The organism is Formosa bonchosmolovskayae, from assembly GCF_051016085.1.
In the GTDB taxonomy this organism is placed as follows: domain Bacteria; phylum Bacteroidota; class Bacteroidia; order Flavobacteriales; family Flavobacteriaceae; genus Formosa.
The window spans coordinates 739,618-766,144 of the sequence record NZ_CP174605.1 but is presented as its reverse complement, the minus strand read 5'-3'; the positions used below and the strand labels follow the sequence as shown (position 1 = coordinate 766,144).

At 34.9% G+C, this 26,527-nt stretch carries 24 protein-coding genes; 12 read left to right on the top strand and 12 right to left on the bottom strand.

Translation table 11 applies throughout. The features are described 5' to 3' along the window. The first annotated feature begins 80 nt into the window (after positions 1-80). The 4 genes from ACKC83_RS03195 (at position 81) to ACKC83_RS03180 (ending at position 4,385) form a co-directional block, all read left to right on the top strand. Positions 81-2,330 carry a transglycosylase domain-containing protein gene (locus ACKC83_RS03195; RefSeq protein ID WP_434037007.1) on the top strand — a complete coding sequence of 750 codons (2,250 nt, stop codon included), beginning with the start codon at positions 81-83 and terminating at the stop codon, positions 2,328-2,330. Positions 2,331-2,430: 100 nt separating this feature from the next. Continuing rightward, positions 2,431-3,384 carry an aldo/keto reductase gene (locus ACKC83_RS03190; RefSeq protein ID WP_414036811.1) on the top strand — a complete coding sequence of 318 codons (954 nt, stop codon included), beginning with the start codon at positions 2,431-2,433 and terminating at the stop codon, positions 3,382-3,384. A 5-nt stretch (positions 3,385-3,389) separates the two neighbouring features. Continuing rightward, positions 3,390-3,842, top strand: coding sequence for a GNAT family N-acetyltransferase (locus ACKC83_RS03185; RefSeq protein WP_414036645.1), 453 nt, complete (start codon positions 3,390-3,392; stop codon positions 3,840-3,842). 150 nt (positions 3,843-3,992) lie between these two features. Next, positions 3,993-4,385 (top strand): hypothetical protein, encoded by a 393-nt coding sequence (locus ACKC83_RS03180; RefSeq protein WP_434037006.1) that lies wholly within the window; start codon positions 3,993-3,995, stop codon positions 4,383-4,385. Positions 4,386-4,459: 74 nt separating this feature from the next. On the opposite strand, the gene ACKC83_RS03175 is transcribed toward ACKC83_RS03180, so the two are convergent. Continuing rightward, on the bottom strand, positions 4,460-4,915 hold the full coding sequence (locus ACKC83_RS03175; RefSeq protein WP_434037005.1) for a hypothetical protein: 456 nt from the start codon (positions 4,913-4,915) through the stop codon (positions 4,460-4,462). A 101-nt stretch (positions 4,916-5,016) separates the two neighbouring features. Then, the gene (locus ACKC83_RS03170; RefSeq protein ID WP_434037004.1) at positions 5,017-6,264 is read right to left on the bottom strand and encodes a 3-deoxy-D-manno-octulosonic acid transferase; all 1,248 of its coding nucleotides are present in this window, start codon (positions 6,262-6,264) and stop codon (positions 5,017-5,019) included. 157 nt (positions 6,265-6,421) lie between these two features. Between ACKC83_RS03170 and ACKC83_RS03165 the strand changes: the two genes are divergently transcribed. From ACKC83_RS03165 to ACKC83_RS03155, 3 genes are all read left to right on the top strand, one after another. Further along, positions 6,422-7,555, top strand: coding sequence for a DegT/DnrJ/EryC1/StrS family aminotransferase (locus ACKC83_RS03165; RefSeq protein WP_414036649.1), 1,134 nt, complete (start codon positions 6,422-6,424; stop codon positions 7,553-7,555). Continuing rightward, positions 7,548-8,570 (top strand): UDP-glucose 4-epimerase GalE, encoded by a 1,023-nt coding sequence (galE, locus tag ACKC83_RS03160; protein ID WP_434037003.1) that lies wholly within the window; start codon positions 7,548-7,550, stop codon positions 8,568-8,570. Before ACKC83_RS03165 ends, galE begins: the two co-directional genes overlap by 8 nt. Before the next feature lie 240 nt (positions 8,571-8,810). Continuing rightward, positions 8,811-9,002, top strand: a complete 192-nt coding sequence (locus ACKC83_RS03155) for a hypothetical protein (protein ID WP_414036651.1) — start codon at positions 8,811-8,813, stop codon at positions 9,000-9,002. Between the two features lie 39 nt (positions 9,003-9,041). Here the strand turns inward: ACKC83_RS03155 and lspA are convergent, their stop codons facing one another. The 5 genes from lspA to ACKC83_RS03130 form a co-directional block, all read right to left on the bottom strand. Further along, entirely contained in the window at positions 9,042-9,542 is a 501-nt protein-coding gene (gene lspA / locus ACKC83_RS03150; protein WP_414036652.1) for a signal peptidase II, read from the bottom strand. Beyond that, complete coding sequence (gene fabD, locus ACKC83_RS03145) at positions 9,542-10,438, bottom strand: ACP S-malonyltransferase (protein WP_434037002.1); 897 nt, start codon at positions 10,436-10,438, stop codon at positions 9,542-9,544. The genes lspA and fabD overlap by 1 nt, the downstream gene beginning before the upstream one ends. 215 nt (positions 10,439-10,653) lie before the next feature. After that, entirely contained in the window at positions 10,654-10,821 is a 168-nt protein-coding gene (locus tag ACKC83_RS03140; protein ID WP_434037757.1) for a maltose acetyltransferase domain-containing protein, read from the bottom strand. A gap of 29 nt (positions 10,822-10,850) precedes the next feature. Next, entirely contained in the window at positions 10,851-12,410 is a 1,560-nt protein-coding gene (locus tag ACKC83_RS03135; RefSeq protein ID WP_434037001.1) for an NAD(P)/FAD-dependent oxidoreductase, read from the bottom strand. 70 nt (positions 12,411-12,480) lie between these two features. Next, positions 12,481-13,383: a dihydrofolate reductase gene (locus ACKC83_RS03130; RefSeq protein ID WP_434037000.1), complete on the bottom strand. Its 903-nt coding sequence runs from the start codon at positions 13,381-13,383 to the stop codon at positions 12,481-12,483. Positions 13,384-13,629: 246 nt separating this feature from the next. Here ACKC83_RS03130 and ACKC83_RS03125 point away from each other — a divergent pair, with 246 nt between their 5' ends. Then, positions 13,630-13,926 (top strand): isoamylase early set domain-containing protein, encoded by a 297-nt coding sequence (locus tag ACKC83_RS03125; RefSeq protein WP_434036999.1) that lies wholly within the window; start codon positions 13,630-13,632, stop codon positions 13,924-13,926. Between the two features lie 40 nt (positions 13,927-13,966). On the opposite strand, the gene ACKC83_RS03120 is transcribed toward ACKC83_RS03125, so the two are convergent. The 5 genes from ACKC83_RS03120 to ACKC83_RS03100 form a co-directional block, all read right to left on the bottom strand. Continuing rightward, the gene (locus ACKC83_RS03120; RefSeq protein WP_434036998.1) at positions 13,967-14,791 is read right to left on the bottom strand and encodes a thymidylate synthase; all 825 of its coding nucleotides are present in this window, start codon (positions 14,789-14,791) and stop codon (positions 13,967-13,969) included. A gap of 157 nt (positions 14,792-14,948) precedes the next feature. Beyond that, positions 14,949-16,664, bottom strand: a complete 1,716-nt coding sequence (locus tag ACKC83_RS03115; protein ID WP_434036997.1) for a NupC/NupG family nucleoside CNT transporter — start codon at positions 16,662-16,664, stop codon at positions 14,949-14,951. 15 nt (positions 16,665-16,679) lie between these two features. Further along, positions 16,680-17,297 carry a bifunctional nuclease family protein gene (locus ACKC83_RS03110; protein ID WP_414036659.1) on the bottom strand — a complete coding sequence of 206 codons (618 nt, stop codon included), beginning with the start codon at positions 17,295-17,297 and terminating at the stop codon, positions 16,680-16,682. 169 nt (positions 17,298-17,466) lie between these two features. Next, positions 17,467-18,429: an electron transfer flavoprotein subunit alpha/FixB family protein gene (locus ACKC83_RS03105; protein WP_434036996.1), complete on the bottom strand. Its 963-nt coding sequence runs from the start codon at positions 18,427-18,429 to the stop codon at positions 17,467-17,469. A 55-nt stretch (positions 18,430-18,484) separates the two neighbouring features. Further along, positions 18,485-19,231 carry an electron transfer flavoprotein subunit beta/FixA family protein gene (locus ACKC83_RS03100; RefSeq protein WP_434036995.1) on the bottom strand — a complete coding sequence of 249 codons (747 nt, stop codon included), beginning with the start codon at positions 19,229-19,231 and terminating at the stop codon, positions 18,485-18,487. Positions 19,232-19,813: 582 nt separating this feature from the next. Between ACKC83_RS03100 and ACKC83_RS03095 the strand changes: the two genes are divergently transcribed. The 4 genes from ACKC83_RS03095 (at position 19,814) to ACKC83_RS03080 (ending at position 26,472) form a co-directional block, all read left to right on the top strand. Further along, on the top strand, positions 19,814-20,794 hold the full coding sequence (locus ACKC83_RS03095; RefSeq protein ID WP_414036662.1) for a pyruvate dehydrogenase complex E1 component subunit beta: 981 nt from the start codon (positions 19,814-19,816) through the stop codon (positions 20,792-20,794). A gap of 68 nt (positions 20,795-20,862) precedes the next feature. Next, positions 20,863-23,355: a DUF5686 family protein gene (locus tag ACKC83_RS03090; RefSeq protein WP_414036663.1), complete on the top strand. Its 2,493-nt coding sequence runs from the start codon at positions 20,863-20,865 to the stop codon at positions 23,353-23,355. Between the two features lie 131 nt (positions 23,356-23,486). After that, positions 23,487-24,014 (top strand): inorganic diphosphatase, encoded by a 528-nt coding sequence (locus ACKC83_RS03085; protein ID WP_414036664.1) that lies wholly within the window; start codon positions 23,487-23,489, stop codon positions 24,012-24,014. Positions 24,015-24,138: 124 nt separating this feature from the next. Then, a complete protein-coding gene (locus ACKC83_RS03080) occupies positions 24,139-26,472 on the top strand; it encodes a sodium-translocating pyrophosphatase (RefSeq protein WP_434036994.1) in 2,334 nt (777 codons plus the stop codon). Positions 26,473-26,527: the final 55 nt, after the last annotated feature.

The window sequence follows — 26,527 nt, the reverse complement described above, 5'->3', positions numbered from 1 at the left end:
TTCCTAGCTTTACAAGATAAAACAAGGTTTTACGTTAAGTCTAATAACGTATTATCATTAATCCTTTTTAATCCATACAATTGAAAAAAAAAGCAATTAAAAAAAATAAAAATTGGTTTGTCTTAGTATTAAAACTCGCTAGTATTGGTTTACTTCTGCTCCTTGTTTTTATTGGAAGTATTTATATTGGTTTATGGGGTAAAATACCTTCTAAAACCGATTTAGCCGATTTAAAGCAGGCCGAGGCAAGTCTTATATTAGATAAGAATGAAGAATTATTAGGCAAGTACTTTGTCTTCGACAGAAGTATTGTGAGTTTTAACGACCTTCCTAAATATCTTGTCGACGGATTAATAGCGACGGAAGATGCGCGTTTCTACGAGCATGGCGGTATCGATTATCCGAGTTTCTTTAGAGTGTTTTTTAAGAGTGTATTGTTGCAAGATAATTCTGCCGGTGGCGGTAGTACTATCACGCAACAATTGGCTAAAAATCTCTTTGGAAGAAAAGAATATTGGATGTTATCTATGCCAATAAATAAAATCAAGGAGATGATAGTTGCCACGAGAATTGAAGACGTTTACGATAAAAACGATATCATTGCTCTGTATTTAAATACGGTACCTTTTAGCGAGAATACCTTCGGGATTGAGAGTGCATCCTACCGTTTTTTTAATACATCTACTAAAAATTTATCACTCTCGGAAGCTTCAACTTTGGTTGGTACACTTAAAGCAAATCACAGTTATAATCCGCGATTATTCCCAGAACGAAGTCAGCTTAGACGCGATGTAGTTCTTCAGCAAATGGTTAAATATGGTTATATAGATGAAGCAACAAGGAAGAGGGAAAGCAATCACCCTGTCGAAATTGATTATCATAAATTCACATATAACGAAGGGTTAGCTCCTTATTTTCGAGAACATGTTCGTAAACAGGTATCGCAGATTTTAGATAGTATAAATAAGAGTGATAATTCTGAATATGATTTGTATACAGATGGTTTAAAAATTACAACCACCTTAGATAACACTATGCAAGCGTATGCCGAAAAAGGGATGACGAAACATATGGAGCGTTTACAGAATCAGTTTGAAAAAGCATATGGATCTAATGCACCGTGGTTAAAAGATGAGGCTATGATTACCGAATTAATTCAAAAAACACCAGCATATAAGCGTCTTCAGAAAGAGAAATTATCCGAATCTGAAATTATGAAAGCGCTTAATAAAAAATCTAAAAAACCAATATTCAGTTATGAAGGAGATACAATTGTTTCGGTATCTGCAATAGATAGTTTAAAGCACTATTTAAAGTTCTTAAACACCGGATTTGTGGCTATCGAACCTAAAACAGGAGCTATAAGGTCTTATGTTGGTGGTATTAATTTCGAGCATTTTAAGTACGATCATGTGTCTATGGGAAAACGTCAGGTGGGATCTACTTTTAAACCTTTTGTTTATACCACAGCATTAGAATCGGGAATGGATCCTTGTACTTATATTTCGGTTAAAGAGGTTACCTATACTAATGAAGACGGTTGGACGCCATCTAACGCTTCGAACGATGAGGTGGATCCACACATGAATTTTTCTTTGGAGAAAGCGTTAAGTCGATCTGTAAATACCATCGCTGTAAAACTATTAGATATGGTTGGTATACCTGCGGTTATTAAGCAAGCACGAAAGATGGGAGTCACTTCAGAATTGCCAGATGTTCCTTCTTTAGCTTTGGGTACGGCAGAATTGTCGCTTTTAGAGTTAACAGCGGCCTATACGAGTTATGTAAATAAAAGTGTCCCATCTAAACCTTATTTTATAGAGAAAATAGAAGATAAAAACGGGAAAGTACTTTATGAGTATAAACCTTCAAAACCCATGGATCCTGCTTTTAGTGAGAAAACGAGACAAACCATGATCGAGTTTATGAAGGCTACAATTAATGAAGGTACCGCAAAACGTATGCGATCTATCTATGGTTTGCCCAACGATATGGCAGGAAAAACAGGTACAACACAAGATAATCGCGATGGTTGGTTTATGGGAATTACCCCAAATTTAGTGATGGGATCTTGGGTAGGAAACGACGATCATCGTATTGGTTTTAGCACGACGTCTATTGGTCAAGGTGCAAACTCTGCATTACCAATAGTCGCAAATTTTGTGTCTCAGTTAAATAAAGATAATGATTTTAATAGCATAACAAAGGCTAAATTTGAGACGCCTTCTCAAGACGTTTTAGAAGCGTTAGACTGTAACCCCGATAAACGCGATGGCTTTTTTAAACGGCTTTTTGGAAAGAAGAAAAAAGAGAAAGCATTTGGGGAGTAATTATATTAGTCTTAGGGCTTAAATGAAATCTTTCTTTTTAACACTAGTAAATTAATTTATAGCACTTATGTATCAAGCAAACGAGAATAGATATAAAGACATGTCTTACCGAAGATGTGGAAAAAGCGGTATTGTTTTGCCTCCTATTTCATTAGGATTATGGCATAATTTTGGCGATGTCGATGTTTTAGAAAACGGAAAACAAATGTTACATACAGCTTTCGATAATGGGATTACGCATTTCGATTTGGCTAACAATTACGGTCCGCCTCCCGGAAGTGCAGAGCGTAATTTTGGAGAAATCTTAAAGGCTAGTTTTTTACCTTATCGGGACGAGCTTATAATTTCTACAAAAGCCGGTTACGGTATGTGGTCGGGGCCTTATGGCGATTGGGGATCTAAAAAATATTTGGTGTCTAGTTTAGACCAAAGTTTAAAGCGTATGGGCTTAGATTATGTAGATGTGTTTTATCATCATCGTCCAGATCCTAATACACCTCTAGAGGAAACCATGTCTGCTCTAGATTTAATAGTTAGACAAGGAAAAGCCCTTTATGTTGGTGTCTCTAATTACAATGCAGAAGATACTTTAAAGGCTTCAAAAATTTTAAAAAAATTGGGTACACCGTGTTTAATTCATCAGCCACGCTATAGTATGTTCGATCGCTGGGTGGAAGATGGTTTGTTAGATGTTTTAGGCGATGAAGGTATTGGAGCAATTGCATTTTCGCCATTAGCACAAGGCCTTTTAACAAATAAATATATTAATGGTGTTCCGGAAAATTCTCGAGCTTCTAAAGCAACAGGATTTCTTCAAAAAGAAAGTGTAACTGAGGAGGTGATTAATAAGGTGGTTAAATTAAATACTATAGCCAAAAATCGTAATCAGAGTCTTGCACAAATGGCCGTAGCTTGGTTGTTAAAAGACGATAGAATTACATCCGTTTTAGTAGGAGTAAGTAGTGAAGCACAATTATTAGATAATTTAGGGGCTTTAAAAAATTTGGAATTTTCCAATTCAGAATTAGAGGCTATAGAAACTGTTTTAAAATAGTTTAAATGATAAAGATTATACGAACAGATTCTAAACATGAAGACTTTGTAGACTTAGTACGACTGCTGGATTCGGAATTAGCAGAACGCGACGGTGATGAACATTCCTTTTACGATCAGTTTAATAAAGTAACAGCTATTAAATATGTGATTGTGGCGTACCATGATGATTTAGCAATTAGTTGTGGTGCTGTAAAGGAATATAATGAAGACAGCATGGAAATTAAACGTATGTATACTACCAAAGCTTATCGTGGTAAAGGCATAGCCTCGAAGGTACTTGTGGCATTAGAACAATGGTCTTCGGAATTAGGATATAAAAGATGTGTGCTGGAAACAGGACTTAAACAACCTGAAGCCATTCGGCTTTACGAAAAAAATGGCTATAGTTTAATTCCTAATTACGGTCAGTATGCAGGGGTTAAAAATAGCAGGTGTTTTGAGAAAACAGTAAACTGATTTGATAATTGAGTTTCCCTCGTATCTAGGTATTTGAGACTACTTATTTATACGTCTAGTGTAGTACAAAACCTTTTATTAATTAATAATGATTTTTAAATATTGATTAAATTATTAGATTTGTTATTCTAACTACAAACGTTATTAATTATGAAAAAACCATTAAATTATTTATGCTTTATTGTATTCGCGTTTATCTCTCTAACGATTCAGGCGCAGGATATTAAATTGCCTTCTCCAGATTTTTCAAAAGATTTAGTATCCGCTTTAAAACCAAGTAAAGATTTAGGATTGTCTTCTGGGGTGAGTACTGCAGTAGAAAAAGAAAATAAGAGTTTTGCAAGTGATATTGTCGGAATTATGAGTGGTTCTGGGGACGATGCTTCAAAGAAGCTAAAAATTAACGATAGAAAAAAGCAAAGAGATGAGGTGTTAGGAAAAGCCTTTGGATCTGATACTGCTTTACAATCTTATAAGAAGGATATTAAAAAACAAATAGCACCATTTAAAAGAAAGTATAAATTGGCATCATTAGTTTTATAGTAGGTATAAAGTTAAATCATAAAAAAGCCCTTGTAAATTTTACAAGGGCTTTTTTTGTATAAAGAAAATGTGAATTATTTTCCTTGGATAGCATTATTAGCATCGTTAGCTGTTTTCTTTACAGCATCGCTTGCGTCTTTTGTAGCTCCCTCAACAGCTTTACCTGTATCTTTCATTGCTTTGTCTGTTGCATTTACAGCATCTTTAGTAGCGCCTTCAACAGCATTACCTGCATCGTTTAGAGCTTTATCAGTTGCGTCAACAGCATCTTTTACAGCGTCTTTCGCATCTTTACTAGCACCTTCAACAGCATCACCTGCGTCATCCATTGCATCTCCAGTAGCATCAACAGCATCGTTTACAGCATCTTTAGTTGCATCAGCAGCATTGTCTAAAGCATCTCCTGTTTCTTTAGCAGCGTTTTCTACAGCCTCTCCTGCACTTTCAGATTTTTCTTTTACGTCTCTACAAGAAGTAAAGGTAGTTCCTAGAGCAAATACAAGAGCTGCGCTTAAAATTAGTTTTTTCATGATTTTAGTGTTTTGTTAATTTTTATGCTGCCAAGGTAATAACTTCTTGGCAATCATTAAATCTTAAATGTTAATTTTTTTAACAAATTCAATAAAAGTCATTAATTTGAAGTATTTGAAGTCAAATATTTAGAAATCAGGTCTATTGCTCCGGCATTTTTGTGAATGTATGTGGCGTTTTTTCGTCCTGAGTCTTCTCGAAACGTAGTATTATTTGTCAGTTTGTTTAGAATTTGATTTAATTCTTCTTGATTTTTTACAGCAAACATCCCTTGGTTTTTTATCATGGCTTTTGCCTCAGGAAATTTCTCGTAGTTATCTCCAATAATAACGGGTACACCAAAAACAGCGGCTTCTAACGTATTGTGTAATCCTGTAGTTCCCATGGCGCCTCCAATGTATGCCATATCTGCATAATTGTAGATTTTAGTAAGAATACCAATGGTATCTATTATAAAGACTTGTGCAGTAGATAAATCAACTTTATCCTTTTCTGAGTACAATACGGTATTAACCTTTAAACTATTTTTAAGTTGATGTATCTGATTGGGTTTTATATTGTGTGGCGCAATTATAAATTTTACAGTACTAGGCGCCGTAGTATTAATGTAGTTTACAAGTAGTTTCTCGTCTTCCGGCCAAGTACTTCCTGCAACACAACAGAGTTGGTTGTTTTTAAATGTCGCGATGAAGTCTAAAGAATTATCGGTTTTTAATTGATTAGTAACCCTATCGAAACGTGTATCTCCAGAAATACTTACCGCGTTGTAATTTATAGAATGTAGGAGGTGTTTAGAAGCTTCATCTTGCGTGAAAATGTGCTCAAAAGCAAATAACGCATCTCTCATAAAAGAACCGTAAGGTTTAAAAAATAATTGCTCTTTTCTAAACAATGCCGAAATTAATATGGCACGTCCCTGTCTCTTTTTTAATGCGCTTAAAAGATTAGGCCAGATATCATATTTAACAAATATGGTAAGATCAGGATGTACTAAATCTAGAAACGTTTTAGCATGACGTTTAGAGTCTAATGGCAGATATACAACACAATCTGCTAATGGCGAATTTTTTCTAATTTGATAACCAGATGGCGAAAAAAAGGTAAGAATGACTTTATGATTTGGATAGTGTTTTTTTATTTCAGAAAACACGGGTAATCCTTGTTCATATTCCCCTAAAGAAGCGCTGTGAAACCACAGTGTTTTATCTGTTTTAGAAATATGTTGCTTTAATTTGCTAAAGGTTTTTCGTCTGCCTATTACGCCATATTTTATTTTAGAATTAAAGAAGCCTATTAATGGAAGTAAAAGACTAGCTAAGAAAATGGAAAGATTATATATAATTTTCAAATTTTAAATGCTTTGAAACAAAAATAGTATTTCTTTGGCATAATTTGATTGGTAAACGTCCCTGATTTTCGTAATTTCGTAAGCATAATGTCCCAAACGGATTTATTAATATTCATGGTTCGAACACGTTGATGTTGTGGGCCTTAATTTCTTTCAAATGAGAAAAATTCAAATGGTTGACTTAAAAAGTCAATATGCACGAATAAAGGATGTTGTAAACGATTCTATTCAAGAAGTTTTAGAAACTACAGCATTTGTAAATGGACCAAAGGTTCACGAATTTCAGAAAAATTTAGAGCAGTATTTAGGTGTAAAACACGTTATTCCATGTGCTAACGGTACAGATGCATTACAAATTGCAATGATGGGTTTAGGTCTAAAACCTGGAGACGAAGTTATTACTACAGATTTTACCTTTGCGGCCACTGTTGAGGTGATTGCTTTATTACAGTTAACTCCTGTTTTAGTAGATGTCGAGCCGGATACATTTAATATAGATGTTGAAGCTGTTAAAAAAGCCATTACACCTAATACCAAAGCTATTGTGCCTGTACATTTATTTGGACAATGTGCTAATATGGAGGCGATCATGGCTGTTGCAAAAGAAAATAATTTATTTGTTATTGAAGATAATGCACAGGCCATAGGAGCGAATTATACATATAAAGATGGTACTAAGGTAAAAGCAGGAACTATTGGAGATGTGTCTGCAACTTCATTTTTCCCTTCTAAAAATTTAGGTTGTTATGGAGATGGTGGAGCCATTTTTACTAATAATGATGACTTAGCGCATACCATTCGTGGTATTGTTAATCACGGAATGTACGAACGTTACCACCACGATGTTGTTGGTGTAAACTCGCGTTTAGATGCTATTCAGGCTGCTGTTTTAGGGGCTAAATTACCAAATTTAGATGCTTATAATAAAGCTAGGATTGCTGCTGCGGATAAATACGATGAAGCTTTTAAAGATGAAAAACACATTGTTACACCTTTTAGAAGTGGAGCAGAAGATAATCATGTTTTTCACCAATATACCTTAAAAGTAACAGGAGTAGATCGTGATGCTTTAGCTAAGTATTTAAACGAAAATGATATTCCTTGTGGTGTATATTATCCAATACCACTACATAATCAAAAAGCGTATTTAGACGAGCGTTATAATGAATCTGATTTTAAAGTAACAAACCAATTGGTTAAGGACGTTATTTCTTTACCTATGCATACCGAATTAGACGACGACCAAATAGAATATATAACCACAAAAGTAAAAGCATTTATCAATGAGTAAAATTTTAGTTACGGGAGGTCTTGGGTTTATTGGATCTCATACCGTAGTCGAGCTTCAAAATGAAGGTCATGACGTTGTAGTGATCGATAATCTTTCAAATTCTTCAAGAGATGTATTAAAAGGTATTTCTGGTATTTCTGGGAAAGAACCTATTTTTGAAGAACTTGATTTAAGAAATAAACAAGACGTTCAAAACTTTTTTAAAGCGCATAGCGATATCAATGGAGTTATCCATTTTGCAGCGAGTAAAGCGGTTGGAGAAAGTGTTGGTAATCCTCTTTCATATTATGAAAATAACATAAATACCTTGGTATATGTGTTACAAGAATTAGATAAATTAAAAGACGCTAATTTTATTTTTAGTTCGTCTTGTACGGTGTATGGCCAAGCAGATGAATTGCCAATTACAGAAAATGCCCCAGTAAAACCTGCAGAGTCTCCTTACGGTAATACAAAGCAGATTGGGGAAGAGATTATAAAAGATAGCTGTAAAGTGATTCCTAATTTAAATGCGATTGCCTTACGTTATTTTAATCCGATAGGTGCACATGAGACTGCTTTAATTGGAGAATTACCAATAGGAGTTCCTCAAAATTTAGTGCCTTTTATTACTCAAACGGCAGTGGGTTTACGTGAGCAATTATCTGTTTTTGGAGACGACTATCCAACGCCAGATGGAACTTGTATTCGTGACTATATTCATGTTGTAGATTTAGCAAAAGCGCATGTTATTGCTTTAAACCGATTATTAGAAGAGAATAATAAATCTAATTTTGAAGTGTTTAATTTAGGAACAGGAACTGGAAGCTCTGTATTAGAAGTAATTAATGCTTTCGAACGTGTTTCTAATGAGAAATTAAATTACAAAATAGCGCCTCGTCGTGAAGGTGATGTAATTTCTGCTTATGCCAATACAGAAAAGGCTAATAATGAATTGGGATGGAAATCTGAATTAACATTAGACGATGCTATGAAATCGGCTTGGAAATGGGAACAGAAAATTAGAAATAAGTAAATTAATTAGTGTTAATTTAGTAAAAACCTTCTTTGCAAAATGCTGTAGAGAAGGTTTTTTTATGTCTTTCTATTTGTTAAGCGTCTGTTTTTGTCTTGATTATCAATGAGATATTTTTAACAATATTTGGATTTCGTTGAAAAAAATGTAATTCTATAGTTAAATGATAGGGTAATGATCGGTTATCTAGGTTTTATATATTCGTTTAAGTACCTTCGGCATATAATGAAATCTGATAAAATGAAATTGATTACAGTAAAAAGAGAAACGAAGAATGAAGCGAGGTTCACCAAAAAAATGGGAGTCTTACAAATTAAAGTCACGTATATTAAAATGTTGTTTTTAAATATACCGTTTAAAACACTACATAAATACAGAGAAACGTATTACGGAGAAATAAAAGATTGCGAGGAATGTCTCCTTCAAGCTTAATAAAATAAAAGGCCTTAAGTTTATTCTTAAGGCCTTTTTTTATGCGTTTTGCTTTGCTTTCTTGTTTACGATAAAATTTGAATAGAGGAGTAGTCCCATTCCTAACATAACAGACATATCTGCAACATTAAAAACACCAGTTCTAAAAACACCTCCTAAGTCAATATGTAAAAAGTCGGTTACAGATCCATATAAAATTCGATCAAATACATTTGCGATACCTCCACCAATAATACATGAGAACCCAATAACCGAAAATTTATCCAAATCCTTCTGGGTTAAAATGTAATAGGTTACATAGGCTAATACAGCTATCGGTAAGATTAGTAGAAAAATACTTTTCAATGTCGGATTTAAATCACTTCCCAAACTTAAAAAGGCTCCAGAATTTTCAACGTTGGTTAAAATAAATTTATCGCCAAGTAATTCGGTGCTTTTATAAGGTGTAACGTAAGCCCTAACTACAAATTTAGAAATCTGATCGAGGGCAATGTTAAGGGCGATTAAGCCTAAAATGAATGGAGTTCTAGAACGCTTCATTAATTTTGTTCAGTTTCAAAGATTGCAGATGCTGTTTCTGCAGTTCTATCAATTTTTTTTACTAAACCTTGTAATACTTTTCCAGGTCCTACTTCTGTAAAATGAGTTGCACCATCTGCAATCATTTGTTGTACAGATTGTGTCCAGCGCACAGGAGCAGTTAATTGCGAAATTAAATTTGCCTTTATTTCATTTTCGTCGGTAACGGCAGTAGCTGTTACGTTTTGGTATATCGGGCAATTAGGCTTACTAAAAGTTGTGTTTTCTATAGCTTGCGCTAATTCTTCGCGAGCAGGCTCCATCATTGGAGAGTGAAATGCGCCACCTACAGGTAATAATAATGCACGTCTTGCTCCTGCTTCTTTTAACGCTTCACACGCTTTTTCTACAGCTGTAGTTTCTCCCGAAATAACTAATTGACCCGGGCAATTGTAATTTGCAGCAACCACAACACCATCTATAGATGCGCAAACATCTTCTACGATATTATCTTCTAAACCTAAAACAGCGGCCATAGTACTAGGTGCTATTTCGCAGGCTTTTTGCATGGCTAAAGCACGTTGAGATACTAATTTTAAACCATCTTTAAAAGTTAGTGCTCCAGCAGCGACCAAAGCAGAGAATTCTCCTAAAGAATGTCCAGCAACCAATTCTGGCTTAAAGTTATCTCCTAAAACTTTTGCAAGAATCACAGAGTGTAAAAAAATGGCAGGTTGTGTTACTTTTGTTTCTTTAAGGTCTTCTGCAGTACCTTCGAACATAATATCGGTAATATGAAAACCTAATATACTGTTAGCTTGTTCGAATAATTCTTGTGCGACTTTGGAGTTTTCGTAAAGATCAAGACCCATTCCTGAAAATTGAGCTCCTTGTCCTGGAAATATATATGCGTTCATAGTTTTAATTTTGAATTTGTAAAAATAAGAATAAAAATTAGATTAGAAAGGTTTGCTGTTTTTAGCTGTTATGTATGGTGTTAATCACTTTGGCAGGATTACCAGTAAACATTACATGACCTCTAATTGTAACTAGGCTTACATCAAGAATGCAACACGTATTATTTAGAAACTGGTTTATATATTCGAACCATAATCGTAGTAAAAATAAGGTTCTATACATAAATTCTCGCCGGCATAAGATTGTTATCCTTGAAATCACGTTCGTCTTTAAATTCTTCGGTTAAGTTATTCGCTATTTGAAACAGTAATCGTGCTCGCAACCGTTCTTGACTTAAAATAGGGTCTGCGGGACAGTATAATTTGCCTTTAGCATTTTTTATTTCTCAGACATAATTAAAGCGAGAAAAATTTACAAACCTAAAATCGCAGCCTCAGCACAGCGTTCACCATCCATAGCGGCAGAAATTATTCCTCCGGCGTAACCCCCACCTTCTCCGCAAGGAAATAAACCTTCTATTTGTGGGTGTTCTAATTTATCGGTTCTTGGAATACTCACAGGTGATGAGGTCCTAGATTCGACTCCAATAATATTAGCTTCAGCAGTATAATATCCATGCATTTTCTGTCCGAAGGATTCAAAACCTTTTCGTAAGCTCTTTCCTATTAATTTAGGTAATAAAGAGTGTAGTGGCACACTTTTTATTCCTGGCTGATAGGAGGTCGGATTTAAATCTGAAGACAATCTACCTTCAACAAAATCTGTTAGACGTTGTGCTGGTGCTGTCTGGTTTCGTCCGCCAGAGGTAAAGGCTAATTTTTCTAAATCTTTTTGATATTCTAAAGCCTTAAGCGCTCCAAACTGTTCGTATTTAAACAAATCTCTATCGGCATTAATTTCAACTACAATACCAGAATTAGCAAACTCATTATTACGTTTTGATGGCGACATCCCATTAACCACAACTTCTCCATTTGCTGTGGCTGCCGGAACTATAAATCCGCCAGGGCACATACAAAAAGAGTAAACACCACGACCATTTACTTGCTGTACCAAACTATATGCCGCCGCTGGTAATAATTCGTTTCGGTCTCCGCTACAATGGTACTGAATAGAATCTATGATATGTTGCGGATGTTCTACGCGAACACCCATGGCAAAGGACTTTGCTTCTATAGCAACTTTCTTTTTATCTAGGAGGTAGAATATATCTCTAGCCGAATGCCCGGTTGCAAGAATAACACGTTCTGTTGCTAGTTCTTCACCATTACGCAGTTGAATGGCTTTTATTTTATTATTAGTAATCTTAAAATCTGTTACTCGTGTTTCAAAATGAACTTCGCCACCATACTTTAAAATGGTTTCACGGATATTTGTCACCACTTTTGGCAGTTTATTTGTCCCGATATGTGGATGAGCATCGACCAATATCTGATCGGTTGCGCCGTGGTACACTAAGTTTTCGAAGATACGGCGTACATCGCCTCGTTTTAAACTACGTGTATATAATTTTCCGTCTGAGTACGTTCCGGCTCCACCTTCACCAAAGCAGTAGTTAGAATCTTCATCGACGTGATGGTCTTGATTAATTGCTTTTAAGTCTCGACGTCTGTCTTGAACGTTTTTTCCGCGTTCTAAAACAATAGGTTTAAAACCGAGTTCAATACAACGTAAAGCAGCATACATTCCCGCAGGACCGAAACCAATAATATGTATAGGTTTTGCATTAGAAACATCTTTATAATCGAAGGTGTAAGCAGAAGATTCAGGAAGAGGTTCGTTAATATAAACGGCAACTTTATAATTGAAAATAATAGCAGGTTTTCGCGCATCTATAGATTTACGAAGTACTTTAACTCCTGATATTTTTTCCTTCGGTATATCTAGTTTTTTTGCAGACTGAAGCCATAAACTATCCTGTTGTCTCGTTTGCTCTTGAAGCGAAAGACGTAGCTGAATTTCTTTTATCATATTGCAAATTTACAGAAATTACTAATTAAAGAACTTGCAAAGATTAACAGAGTTTAAAATTTGAATGGTATTAAATGCGTTCGTAAGTTATAAATGAGAATGCATAATCGTTATTTTCATCTTTTGGATGATGAATATTTTGGATTTCTCGCCACACTTTAGGATCTAATTCTGGGAAATGCGTATCTGCCTCAAACGTGCTGTGTACTCGCGTTAATTCAATGCGATCTGCAAAAGGCAGTGCTTGTTTATAAATTTCTCCTCCACCAATTACATAAGGATGTTTATCTTCTAATGCAGCGTCTAAAGCATCGTCCATGTTATGCACAACAATAACACCATGTGGCGCTTTGTATTTTTGCTGATTTGTAACCACTATATGCGTGCGGTTTGGTAAAGGTTTTGGGAAACTTTCAAACGTTTTACGCCCCATGATAATACAATGGCCAGACGTTAAGGATTTAAAACGCTGTAAGTCGTCTCGTAAATGCCAGATTAACTGATTGTCTTTTCCTATAGCATTGTTTTCTGAAGCCGCAACAATAAGGGTTAAGTTTTGGTTCAGGGGCTTCTTTTTGTTTAAAAGGGGAGTGGCAGAAGTTTCTGTATTTGGTAATTTCGTTTTTAACTTTTCTATACCCGCTTTCTGTTTTGCTACAAGAATATCTAATTGTTCCTGTTGCCAGCTAGACCCCATAAAACGATGAATAATAAATACGTTGAACGCATGATAGATTAAAAACACAGCCCACGCAGCGATAACTAAAACAAACCAATCTGTGCCTAAAGGCCTAAAGGTTTCTCCTATATGAAGACCTAAATTGGCAATAATAACGGCTACAGAACCAATTAAAAACAGAATAAAGTGCGTGTACAGCCCTTTTTTCTGTTTAATGCGTTTTTGAGCATGTTTTATAAGCTCTAATTGCTCTTTGTCTATTTGAGGAATTTCTCTTTTTTTAGTACCGAACATAGGTTGAAACGTGTTAGTGGTGTAAAAATACTACTTCTACTACAATATTTGAAACTTTTGTAAAGCTGAAATCATTTTGATTAAATTTCAACTAATAATAATAACAAAAAATAACATTTTAATTTGGAACATTAAGTCAGATTCAAATTTTTTTTAAGAAAATCATAATTATTTGTCTTAGAGATAATTATTAGTAACATTATAGAAAATTCTTTCTTACTTTTATATTACTAAAAAATAATATTTATGGCAATTTCAAAACAATATTTAAAAAGCAAGCCTGTATGTAAAGTTACATTTACTGTGCCTGCTGAAGATGCAAAAGAGGTAACTGTGGTTGGTTGTTTTAATGAATGGGATGCTAGTGCTAATCCTTTAAAAAAGTTGAAAAACGGAACGTTTAAAGGGGCAGTAAGTTTAGATGCAGATAATTCTTATGAATTTAGGTATTTAGTAGATGGGACATTTGCAAATGAAAGTGAAGCAGACGACCAAGTATGGAATGATTTTGCAGCAGCAGAGAACAGCGTATTAAAATTATAATATAAAAAAAAAGTGTTTCTAAATTTAGAAACACTTTTTTTTATATAGCGACTGCACCTTTTATATGTGGGTGCGGATCATAATCGATTAAACTAAAGTCTTCGAATTTAAAATCGAAGATGTCTTTTACCTCAGGATTTAATATCATTTTGGGTAGCGGTTTAGGACTTCTGCTTAATTGCAACTTAACCTGATCAAAATGGTTACTGTAAATATGTGCATCTCCAAAGGTGTGAATAAATTCTCCTGCTTGGTATCCGCATACTTGTGCCATCATCATAGTAAATAAGGCATAGGAAGCAATGTTAAATGGTACGCCTAAGAAGATATCTGCGCTACGTTGATATAATTGGCACGATAATTTACCATCTGCAACGTAAAACTGAAAAAAAGCATGGCAAGGTGGCAATGCAGCTTTACCATTGGCAACATTCTCGCTAAACGATTTTGAGTTGTCTGGAAGTACCGAAGGATTCCAAGCCGAGACCAGCATGCGTCTGCTATTTGGATTGGATTTTAAGGTTTCAACAATTTCCTTAATTTGGTCAATTTCATCATTGTTCCAATTGCGCCATTGGTGTCCGTATACAGGCCCCAAATCTCCATTTTCATCGGCCCATTCATTCCAGATCTTGACCCCGTTTTCGGTTAAATAATTGGTGTTAGTATCTCCTTTTAAAAACCAAAGTAACTCGTGTATAATGGACTTTAAATGAAGTTTTTTGGTTGTAACCATTGGAAAACCTTCACTTAAATCAAATCGCATCTGATATCCAAATACACTCTTTGTTCCCGTTCCTGTGCGGTCTCCCTTTTCGTTTCCTGTTTTTAAAACGTGGTTTATAAGGTCTAAATATTGTTTCATAAGCCCATCTTCCGTCTTCCCAATAGGGAAGAAATATTAATAATTACAAAATTAATAAAAGGATGCTTTATTATAGAAGTAATCTAAATCTAAATTATAAATAGTTTGTCGGTTTTCCTCTTTTACAGAGATATGTCCACAGTATAATAGAGCGCTTTTACCCAATAATCATACCTGCAATAGTAGCCGATAATAACGATGCAATTGTCCCTCCTATTAAAGCACGAATTCCAAATTCTGATAGGGTTTTACGTTGTCCAGGTGCTAAAGAGCCAATGCCACCAATCTGAATTCCTATAGAAGCAAAATTGGCAAATCCACATAACATATAAGTAGCCATAATAATGGATTTTTCGTATTTAAAGTGAATCGGATTTGCAATATTTTTAAGCTCAGCTAACTGGATGTAACCTACAAATTCACTAGCCGCAAGTTTAATACCTAACAATTGTCCCATAAGTGCCATATCTTGTTTTGCAACACCAATAATCCACATTAAAGGAGAGAAAAGATAGCCTAATATAAACTCTAAAGAGAAAGCATTGTAAGGTGTGTTTTCTGCAATCCATGCATTCAATCCACCAATTAATCCTATTTTACCAAAACCGTAATTTATCATAGCAATAAAGGCTACAAAAACTAATAACATGGCTCCAACATTAGCAGCAAGTTTTAAACCTTCTGTGGTTCCGTTGGCTATGGCATCTAATATATTTGATCCTATATTTTCTTGAGAGACTTCAATTTCGGAGTTAATTTTTTCTTGTTGCGGATATAGCATTTTAGAAATTACAATCGCACCAGGAGCCGCCATAACAGAGGCCGTTAACAAGTGTTTGGCGTAAAATATTTTCAAGGCTTGGTCTTCACCTCCTAAAAATCCGATATAAGCCGCTAAAACTCCACCTGCAACGGTAGCCATACCACCCACCATAACGAGGAGTATTTCCGATTTGGTCATACGTTCTAAGTACGCTTTAATCATTAAAGGTGCTTCGGTCTGACCTAGGAATATATTACCTGCAACACTTAAACTCTCTGCTCCAGAAATACCAAGTAATTTTGTTAATACCCATGCCATTCCTTTTACTACTATTTGAATGACACCTAGGTAAAATAATACAGATGTTAAGGCTGAAAAGAATATTATGGTTGGTAAAATTTGGAAGACAAAAATAAAACCAAAGCTATCAACATTCATCATATCTCCTAATAAAAACTGACTTCCAGCTTGGGTAAATTCAAGAATTTTGACAAATATTTTACCAACAAATTCGAAAGCATCCTGAACAAATTCAATTTTTAAAACACCAATAGCGAGTATAGCCTGTGCGCTAAGTCCGGCTCCAATGGTTTTCCAGTTTATAGCTTTTCTATTGGTACTTAATAAGTAGCATATAACTAATAAAACAAGCATACCAAGTAAACCACGAAGTAAACTACTTGTAGAAAAACCTTGACTAGGAATTATAGAATCTGTTTTTGCAGTGGCAATGGCACTCGGAGATACAGCAAGTGAGGTTTTAAAGGAATAGGTGTTTTCTAATTCTGAAAACACTAAGGTAGAATCTGTTAATTCTGAAATTTTGTAATGCTGAATATCATCTCTAGGCGTATTATAATAAAAGACCAATAGATTATTCTGTAGCATATAATTTCCGCTAGCCGTTATTGAATCCTGATCTTTAAATGTAATATCGAATTCTCCGTCTTCTAGGTTTAGAGATTCTAAAGTTTTATTTGCCGTTTGTGTGGAATCTTTAGTTGTGCTTTCAAGCTGTTCGAGCTGCCATAGTTTTTCTATGCTTTGTGCCTGAGCGCTTATAAACAATCCGGAAAAAATAAAAGCAATGGCAAATAAAAATTGTTTCATATATATAAATGGACTTTAACGTTTCGAAATTTCATCTCGAATTTTAACAGCTTTTTCATAATCTTCATTCATGACTGCTTCTGTTAATAATTGATTCAATTCGTCTAAAGTTTTACTTTTATAAACATCTTGAGCAGATGGTTGTTCATGTTCTTCAGCAATCAAATCTTCAACTAAAACATCATCATTATCGGATGCTTCATTTTCTTTTTCAGGATTCACTTTTAAGTAAATACCTGCTTTATCCAAAATGTTTTTATAAGTAAAAATAGGGGCTTGGAAACGTAAAGCCAAGGCAATGGCATCGCTTGTTCGTGCATCTATTATTTCTTCAATTTTATCGCGCTCGCAAATTAAGCTAGAATAGAACACGCCATCTACCAGTTTGTGAATAATGACTTGCTTAACAGTAATGTCAAATCTGTCGGAAAAATTCTTAAATAAGTCGTGGGTTAATGGGCGTGGAGGCCTTATCTCTTTCTCAAGAGCTATGGCAATAGATTGTGCTTCGAATGCTCCAATAACGATTGGCAATTTGCGGTCGCCGTCTACCTCATTGAGTATTAAAGCGTAAGCGCCATTTTGCGTCTGGCTGTATGAAATACCTTTTATATTAAGTCTAACTAAACTCATAATTTAAAAACACAAAAGACTGTTTAAATTAGGACTTTACCAAACCTATTTCTAGTTTTTTGTTAAAATTAGAAAATGAAAATAGGCGAACTCCTTTAAATTTTAAGTGAAATTTGAAGGGTAGGAGTCTTTTAAACAGTCTTTGATTGTAGTAACAAGTTAATAAAATTTATGCGTTTTGTGCTTTAAACGCTTTTAATTTTTCGATTAGTGCTGGTACAACTTCAAAAGCATCACCAACCACTCCGTAGTCTGCAGCTTTAAAGAAAGGAGCTTCTGGGTCTGTGTTAATTACTAATTTTACTTTAGAAGCGTTAATACCTGCTAAATGCTGAATGGCTCCAGAAATTCCTATAGCAATATATAAATTAGATGCGACAGGTTTTCCTGTTTGTCCAACATGCTCACCGTGTGGTCTCCAACCTAAATCTGATACGGGTTTAGAACATGCTGTTGCGCCACCTAGAACTTCGGCAAGATCTTCAATCATACCCCAGTTTTCAGGTCCTTTTAATCCGCGACCTCCAGAAACTACAATTTCTGCATCTGCGATAGTTACTTTATCTGTGGCTTTATCTACAGATTCTACATGTACGCCGTTTTCAGGAATAGATGGAGAATAGCTAGTAACTTCGGCCTCTGTTTCATTTTCCTGTATTCCGAAAGCATTTTTAGAGACTCCAATTAATTTAATATCTGTACTTATGCTTGTTTCATTGAATGCTTTATTGGTAAAAGCTGTACGTTTTACTGTAAAAGGAGAAACACTTGAAGGTGCAGCAACAACATTAGAAGCGTAACCTGCTTTTAAAGCGATTGCTAATAATGGTGCTAAATATTTACTATCTGCGCTAGAACTTACAACAACAACTTTAGATCCTTGTTCATCGGCTGCTTGGTTAATAACGTTGGCATAAGATTTTGCATTAAATGCGCTTAATTTTTCATCGGTAATATTTAATACTTTACTGACACCGTAGGTTCCTAAAACTGAAGGATCTTCTGCATTAATAGAAACTGCAGTAACCGACGTTCCTAATTGGTCGGCAACAGCTCTGGCGTAAGATGCTACTTCGAAAGCAACTTTCTTAAATTTACCTTGTTCTGATTCTGTATATACTAATACTGACATAATGTTTTGATTTTAAATTTCAATAGAAAAAATTCTTTGTGGTATTGAAATGTGATTAAATGACTTTAGCTTCGTTGTGAAGTAAATTAACTAACTCGTCTAAATTATCTGGAGATATTAAAGTAACAGCTCCTTTAGGGGTTGGTTTTTCAAATTTCACAGAAACAGTTTCAGTAGAAGCTTCTATAGGTTCAAGAATAGTTAATGGTTTTTTACGCGCCATCATAATTCCTCTCATATTAGGAATACGTAAATCGCTTTCTTCAACTAATCCTTTTTGTGCACCTATAACTAAAGGTAAAGATGTGGATACGGTTTCTTTTCCGCCATCAATTTCACGAATAGCTTTTACATTAGTACCATCAATTTCTAGGCTAATACAAGTGTTTACAAAATTAGCGTCTATTAATCCCGCAATCATTCCTGGAACCATACCACCGTTATAATCTATAGATTCACGACCAGCAATAACCAAATCGTAGGCACCGTCTTTTGCTACTTTTGCTAACTGTTCTGCAACAGCATAACCGTCTAAAGCAGGTGTATTAACGCGAATAGCGCCATCTGCACCAAGTGCTAAGGCTTTGCGTAAAGTGGGTTCGGTTTCAGGTCCGCCAACATTAACAACGTCTACACTAGCGCCTTGCTTTTCTTTAAACCACATGGCTCGTGTTAAACCGTACTCGTCGTTTGGGTTAATTATAAATTGTACACCACTGGTGTCGAATTTAGTATCTCCTTCTGCAAAATTTATTTTTGATGTCGTATCTGGAACGTGACTTATACACACTAATATTTTCATAATATTTATTTGTTATTATATATTAAGTATAGTTTTATTTGGTTACGAAGTTATTGAATTTTATTTTAATTTTACTATGCGTGCATAGTAAAAATGTAAAAAAAAGAGTTAAAAATTGCTAAATGTGGAATTTAGAGCTTGTAATTAGCAAATATGTTATTACAGAATTGTTTATAACGTGTATAATATTTAATTACGACTTTCTTTAATTACAATTTATAAAGTTAGAAGTCTTTAGTTACTCCAATAATATTTATGGGTTTTATAGCACCAAGCACATGTTAAGGTATATAAAATATGCTCGCAGATTTCTTTGATTTTCGTAATCTATTCTTACAATTAGAGAGCTAGGACAAAAGTGGCTTTTGTATAAATTGTATTTATATATTTTAACTGTTTATTGTTTAAAAAAGAAGAGAAAAAGGGATGGGAATCGAGTAAATGCACGGGGCAATTTTGATTTTTGAAACACAGTGTAAGTGCTTTTGCGAATTTTATTTTCAATTTAATAAATTAATAAGAATTCTTTTATCGAAAGTTTTGCATTTATTGTTATTTTTGTGGTCTTATAAAACATGATACATGAGAACAATTCAATTCAGAGAAGCGATTTGTGAAGCCATGAGTGAGGAAATGCGCAGAGATGAGAGCATTTACTTAATGGGTGAAGAAGTTGCTGAATACAACGGTGCATACAAAGCATCAAAAGGAATGTTAGACGAGTTTGGTGCAAAACGTGTTATCGATACACCTATTGCAGAATTAGGTTTTGCAGGTATAGCTGTAGGTTCTACTATGACTGGTAACAGGCCAATTGTAGAATATATGACCTTCAACTTTTCGTTAGTTGGAATTGATCAAATTATAAACAATGCGGCTAAAATCAGACAAATGTCTGGTGGACAATTTAAATGTCCAATCGTATTTAGAGGACCAACAGGTTCTGCAGGACAATTAGGAGCAACACACTCTCAAGCTTTCGAAAGCTGGTTTGCTAATACTCCAGGTTTAAAAGTCATTGTACCTTCTAATGTATACGATGCTAAAGGGCTTTTAAAAGCGGCTATCCGTGATGACGATCCAGTAATTTTTATGGAGAGTGAACAAATGTACGGTGATAAAGGTGAAGTGCCAGATGGAGAATATGTTCTACCAATTGGTGTTGCCGATATTAAACGTGAAGGAACAGATGTTACTATCGTTTCTTTTGGTAAAATTATTAAAGAAGCCTACACTGCTGCAGACGAGTTAGCTAAAGATGGAATTTCTTGTGAAATTATCGATTTACGTACGGTACGTCCGTTAGATATAGATGCTATTATAACATCTGTTAAGAAAACAAATAGATTGGTAATCTTAGAAGAAGCTTGGCCATTTGGAAATGTATCTACAGAGATTACATACCAAGTGCAAGAAAAAGCATTCGATTACTTAGATGCACCAATTATAAAAATAAATACTGCAGATACTCCTGCACCTTATTCGCCAGTATTATTGGCAGAATGGTTACCTAATAGCGACGAAGTTGTTAAAGCTGTCAAAAAGGTAATGTATAAGAAATAAGTTGCATTATATTGCATAATTAAAACTTCATCAACATGATTAATTGCTGGTGAAGTTTTTTTTTAACTATGAATTTAAGACTTAGCCTCACATTTTTCCTCCTCGGATGTTTATCCATACTAGCTCAGACAAAAGTTAGTGGTAACGTCTACGACATAAATAACGAACCGGTAGCTTATGCTAACGTTATATTTAAAGGTTCCTCTCAAGGAACCATTACCAACGAGGATGGTAAATTCTACATGGAATCCGATTCCGATTGGGATACCCTTTCCATTTCTTTTATTGGCTATATCACCCAAGATGTTCCATTATCTAAAAAAGCTAATTACAACCTAAAAGTTGTTTTAGAAGAAGAAACTGCACAGTTAGACGAAGTGGTTATTGTAACCGGAAAACAACCTAAAAAAAATAATCCCGCAATAGATATTTTAAGAAAAATATGGGAACACAAACGGAGAAATGGACTCCAGAAATTCGATCAATATGAATACCAGAAGTATGAAAAAATTGAATTCGATTTAAATACCATAGACAGTTCTTTAATGAAAAGCAGAATTTTTAAGGGTATGGAATTTATCTTTGAATCTGTAGATACCTCTAATGTTACCGGAAAAACATACTTACCCATTTTTGTTAACGAATCATCAAGTAAAGTATATGGTAACAATGTAACTTCTAAAGAACGCGATGTTTTAAAAGGAAATAAAATGTCAGGTTTTAGTAATAATCAATTCATTTTAGATTTTATTAAAGACCTGTATTCTCAGTACGATGTTTACGAAAACTATCTTAAATTCTTCGATAAGAGTTTTGTAAGTCCGCTATCTAAAACGGGAATAAATGTATATAATTACGTCTTGTCCGATAGTGCCTTTATCGATAATAAATGGTGTTATAATATTATTTATTATCCGCGTCGTAAAAATGAGCTAACCTTTAAAGGCGATTTTTGGGTGAACGATTCTACGTTTGCTATTAAAAAAATAAACATGCAAGCCTCAAAAAGTGCGAATATAAATTGGGTAAAAGAAATTTATATAGAGCAGGAATTTGATGTTTTAAACGATTCTATATTTCTTATAAAACGCGACTATTTTATGTCGGATTTTGCCTTTAAGAAAAAGGAAAAAGCCCGAGGAGTCTACGGGAAACGTACCACGCTTTACGATAATTACGTGTTCGATAAACCACGTGCAGAAGAATTTTATAACGAAGAGGTGTTCGAGTATAACGAAGACACCTATAATCGAGACGATGAGTTTTGGGAGGCTAATAGGCAAGAAACCTTAAGTAAAGACGAAAAAGGGGTTTATAAAATGCTCGATACTTTACAAACCGTAAAGAAATTTAAACGCTTGTATAGTGCCGGAACCATTTTGGCTTCAGGGTATGTCGAGTTAGATCAGTTAAACATGGATTACGGTCCTATTTTTTCAACCTTTGGATATAATGAAGTTGAAGGGTTGCGAATTCGAGGAGGAGGAAGAACCTATTTTGGCGCAAACGATCCTTGGCGTTTAGAAGGTTTTGGAGCTTATGGTTTTAGAGATGAAAAAATAAAGTATGGAATTTCCGGAAAATGGTTAATTAATAAAGAAAACCGATTTATAATCTCTGGAGGACATAGAAAAGATATTGAACAAATTGGTGCAAGTTTAACAACATCTACAGATGTGCTAGGGCGTAGTTTAGCGTCGTCGGCATTATTTGCAAAAGGAACTAATGATAAATTATCGAATATTGAACTGACTAGTTTGGCCTTCGAATTGGAACCAATAAAGAATGTAGTCTTTAGGTTAGGAGCCGATTTTAGAACCTTGAGTTCGGCTTCAGATGCTTTTAATTTAGATTATTATATAGATGATACGTATACCGAAGTGGCTTCAGAAATAAAGCAATTCGAAACAGCGCTTTCGGTTACTTATTTTCCTAATAGGCGCATGACGGGGTATGGTGTAGAGCGTGCAAGAGCCAATAATGACTTTGCAACTCTGTTTGCACAAGTAAGTCATGGCGAGAAAAACTTGTTAAAAAGTGATTTCGACTATACCAAAGTGCAGTTTTCTTATACGCAGCCCTGGCAGGTTGGCGGCTTTGGAAGATTGTTAACTACTGTCGAGGCTGGAAAAACGTTTGGGGAAGTGCCACTAGGCTTATTAAGTGTGGTGCCTGGGAACCAAGCTTATTTTTCTATATACAACACCTTTTCACAATTAAACTATTACGAATTTATTACAGATACTTATGTGTCTGCACATATGGAGCATAATTTTAACGGAAGATTATTCTCTAGAATTCCTTTACTTCGTAAATTAAATCTTAGAGAAATTGTAGGTTTAAGAGGAGTTTGGGGAGAAATTTCTGATGAAAATATAGCTTTGAGCGCATCAGATGTGCCGTACCGTGCACCTAGCGATAAAGTGTATTATGAATACAGTTTTGGAATAGGAAATATCTTTAAAGTTTTTAGAATAGATTTTAACTTTAGAGGAAATTACTTAGAAAACCCAGACGCCCGTAATTTTGGTGTTACAGGTACTTTTGGATTCTATTTTTAATTTAACGGCTTTAAATTGTAGGAATTATCATTTTTGAATGGTTTAATTCTGATTATATAAAAATCAATTCATTTTTAGGTTGCCTATAATTGTAGGGTTCAGTACATTTACCTACACTAAACATAGTTAATATGAGTCCAGAAAAACACGAAACTTTTGATGTATTAATAGAAATTCCTAAAGGAAGTAGGAATAAATACGAATATGATTTTAAATTACATAAAATCAGATTCGATAGAATGCTATTTTCTTCTATGATGTATCCAGGAGATTATGGTTTTATTCCAGAAACTTTAGCATTAGATAAAGATCCATTAGATGTACTTGTACTAGGACATCAGCCAACTTACCCAATGACGGTAATGGAAGTGAGACCAATTGGAGTATTCCATATGACCGATGAAAAAGGACCGGATGAGAAAATTATTTGTGTTCCTGTTTCAGATCCTATTTGGAATAACAAAAACGATATATCAGATTTAAACCCACACCGTTTAAAAGAAATTGAGCACTTTTTCCAAGTTTATAAAGATTTAGAAGAAAAGAAAGTAGACACAGGTGGATGGAGTGATGCTGTTGCTGCTTTAAAAGTATACCACGAATGTGTGGATCGTTATAACGAAAGCGAGCATAAAGAGCGCGGAGATTTTAAAATCTAAATATTTTTTTTAAAATATATCAAAAACCACATTTAAACATGACAAATGTGGTTTTTTTGTATCCATTATTTTGGTAAATTTATAGTTACATAATTAACTAACTTTTATAAATTATTATTGAAATATGGAATATTTAGTAAAATTTTTACCAATATTTGGGATTCTCGCATTAATTTTTGTTTTTCTCAAAAGTGGTTGGGTATCTAAACAGGAAGTAGGTGACGAGAAAATGTCACGTATTGCCAAAAACATAGCAGATGGTGCTATGGCATTTTTAAAAGCAGAATATAAGGTTTTAGCCGTTTTTGTGGCCGCTGTAGCCGTGCTGTTATACTTTAAAGGTGTTTCTGAGGTTGGATCTAGTGGTATGGTAGCTTTATCTTTTATAGTAGGAGCTATTTGTTCTGCTTTAGCTGGATTCATTGGGATGAAAGTCGCAACCAAAGCCAATGTAAGAACAACACAGGCAGCAAGAACATCGCTAGGAAGGGCATTAGAAGTTGCCTTTGCCGGAGGTGCTGTAATGGGACTAGGAGTTGTTGGTTTAGGTATCTTAGGTTTAAGTGGTTTATTTATGTTGTACCAGAACATGTGGCCAGGTGCCGAAAACCTATCTATGGTATTAAACGTACTTTCAGGATTTTCGTTGGGAGCATCTTCCATAGCCTTATTTGCCCGTGTTGGTGGAGGTATTTACACTAAGGCGGCAGATGTTGGTGCAGATTTAGTTGGTAAAGTAGAAGCAGGTATTCCTGAAGATCACCCGTTAAACCCTGCTACTATTGCAGATAATGTGGGAGACAATGTTGGTGACGTTGCAGGTATGGGAGCCGATTTATTCGAATCGTATGTTGGTTCTATTATTGGTACTATGGTATTAGGAGCTTTTATTATCACTCCTGAATTCGATGGTTTAGGCGCAGTATATTTACCACTAGTTCTTGGAGCTGTAGGTATTGTAATGTCTATACTAGGAACATTCTTCGTAAAAGTAAAAGATGGTGGAAATCCACAAACGGCATTAAATATTGGAGAGTTTGGTTCTGCAGGCTTAATGGTAATAGCGTCTTATTTTATAATTAGTTCATTAATTCCAGAGACGGTTCAAGGTTTACCTTTTGGAGCTTGGGGTGTTTTTATGGCTACTGTTGCCGGTTTAGTTGCTGGTCTTGGTGTTGGTAAAATCACAGAGTATTATACAGCTACTGGTAAAAAGCCAGTAATGTCTATAGTAAAACAATCTGAAACAGGTTCTGCTACAAATATTATTGCAGGTTTAGGTGTTGGTATGATGTCTACTGCAATTCCAATTTTATTAATTGCGGCAGCGATTATTATTTCACACTATTATGCAGGTTTATATGGAATCGCTATTGCAGCGGTAGGAATGTTAGCGAATACAGGAATTCAATTAGCTGTAGATGCCTATGGACCTATTTGCGATAATGCCGGTGGTATCGCAGAAATGGCAGAATTACCAAAAGAAGTACGTGAACGTACAGATAAATTAGATGCCGTAGGTAATACGACTGCAGCAGTAGGAAAAGGTTTTGCTATTGCGTCTGCAGCCTTAACAGCTTTAGCGCTTTTTGCAGCCTTTATGAAAACGGCAAATGTAATTGCTATAGACGTGTCTCATCCAAGTATTATGGCAGGACTTTTAGTTGGAGCCATGTTACCTTTTGTATTCTCTGCGTTGTCTATGAATGCTGTGGGACGTGCGGCTATGGCAATGATAGAAGAAGTACGCAGACAGTTTAGAGATATTCCTGAGCTAAAAGCCGCTTTAGGCGTTATGCGTAAGTACGATTCAGATATGACCAAAGCTTCAGTAGAAGATCGTGCTATTTTTGATAAAGCAGATGGTGTCGCAGATTACGGAAAATGTATCGATATTTCAACCAAAGCGTCAATTAGAGAAATGGTGTTGCCAGGATTATTAGCTATAGCAGTTCCTGTTGCTGTTGGTTTTATTGGTGGTGCCGAAATGTTAGGAGGATTACTTGCCGGAGTGACGTCGTGTGGTGTGCTAATGGCTATCTTTCAATCTAACGCTGGTGGAGCATGGGATAATGCTAAAAAGACCATAGAAGAGCAAGGTAGAAAAGGAACAGATGCACATAAAGCTGCCGTGGTAGGAGACACCGTTGGAGATCCGTTTAAAGATACGTCAGGACCATCTTTAAATATCTTATTAAAATTAATGTCGGTTGTAGCCCTAGTTATTGCACCAAGTATTGCTTTAACATCAGATAATATTGCAGATTATAACCAAAGTAATATTGGAGCTCCGACAGAACTAATTCAAGACGTTAGAAAAGAGGTTCAAATTCATATTGATGAAGCAGGAGAAAAAATCGCAGAAGTAACTACTTTTAAAACCGTAGATGGAAAAGAAGTCGTTGAAACAATAATTTATGAAGGGGAAGATGTAAATCAATTCATTCGTAAAAAATAGAAAATTAATTTAGTTATTAAAAAACCGTCTAGAAAGTGATTTTTAGACGGTTTTT

Bases quoted from the DNA above. Each gene is read 5' to 3' on its own strand.
- ACKC83_RS03190 (WP_414036811.1), top strand. From the start codon at position 2,431: ATGTCTTACCGAAGATGTGGAAAAAGCGGTATTGTTTTGCCTCCTATT.
- ACKC83_RS03185 (WP_414036645.1), top strand. From the start codon at position 3,390: ATGATAAAGATTATACGAACAGATTCTAAACATGAAGACTTTGTAGAC.
- ACKC83_RS03180 (WP_434037006.1), top strand. From the start codon at position 3,993: ATGAAAAAACCATTAAATTATTTATGCTTTATTGTATTCGCGTTTATC.
- ACKC83_RS03175 (WP_434037005.1), bottom strand. From the start codon at position 4,915: ATGAAAAAACTAATTTTAAGCGCAGCTCTTGTATTTGCTCTAGGAACT.
- ACKC83_RS03165 (WP_414036649.1), top strand. From the start codon at position 6,422: ATGAGAAAAATTCAAATGGTTGACTTAAAAAGTCAATATGCACGAATA.
- galE (WP_434037003.1), top strand. From the start codon at position 7,548: ATGAGTAAAATTTTAGTTACGGGAGGTCTTGGGTTTATTGGATCTCAT.
- ACKC83_RS03155 (WP_414036651.1), top strand. From the start codon at position 8,811: ATGAAATTGATTACAGTAAAAAGAGAAACGAAGAATGAAGCGAGGTTC.
- lspA (WP_414036652.1), bottom strand. From the start codon at position 9,542: ATGAAGCGTTCTAGAACTCCATTCATTTTAGGCTTAATCGCCCTTAAC.
- fabD (WP_434037002.1), bottom strand. From the start codon at position 10,438: ATGAACGCATATATATTTCCAGGACAAGGAGCTCAATTTTCAGGAATG.
- ACKC83_RS03135 (WP_434037001.1), bottom strand. From the start codon at position 12,410: ATGATAAAAGAAATTCAGCTACGTCTTTCGCTTCAAGAGCAAACGAGA.
- ACKC83_RS03130 (WP_434037000.1), bottom strand. From the start codon at position 13,383: ATGTTCGGTACTAAAAAAAGAGAAATTCCTCAAATAGACAAAGAGCAA.
- ACKC83_RS03125 (WP_434036999.1), top strand. From the start codon at position 13,630: ATGGCAATTTCAAAACAATATTTAAAAAGCAAGCCTGTATGTAAAGTT.
- ACKC83_RS03120 (WP_434036998.1), bottom strand. From the start codon at position 14,791: ATGAAACAATATTTAGACCTTATAAACCACGTTTTAAAAACAGGAAAC.
- ACKC83_RS03115 (WP_434036997.1), bottom strand. From the start codon at position 16,664: ATGAAACAATTTTTATTTGCCATTGCTTTTATTTTTTCCGGATTGTTT.
- ACKC83_RS03110 (WP_414036659.1), bottom strand. From the start codon at position 17,297: ATGAGTTTAGTTAGACTTAATATAAAAGGTATTTCATACAGCCAGACG.
- ACKC83_RS03105 (WP_434036996.1), bottom strand. From the start codon at position 18,429: ATGTCAGTATTAGTATATACAGAATCAGAACAAGGTAAATTTAAGAAA.
- ACKC83_RS03100 (WP_434036995.1), bottom strand. From the start codon at position 19,231: ATGAAAATATTAGTGTGTATAAGTCACGTTCCAGATACGACATCAAAA.
- ACKC83_RS03095 (WP_414036662.1), top strand. From the start codon at position 19,814: ATGAGAACAATTCAATTCAGAGAAGCGATTTGTGAAGCCATGAGTGAG.
- ACKC83_RS03090 (WP_414036663.1), top strand. From the start codon at position 20,863: ATGAATTTAAGACTTAGCCTCACATTTTTCCTCCTCGGATGTTTATCC.
- ACKC83_RS03085 (WP_414036664.1), top strand. From the start codon at position 23,487: ATGAGTCCAGAAAAACACGAAACTTTTGATGTATTAATAGAAATTCCT.
- ACKC83_RS03080 (WP_434036994.1), top strand. From the start codon at position 24,139: ATGGAATATTTAGTAAAATTTTTACCAATATTTGGGATTCTCGCATTA.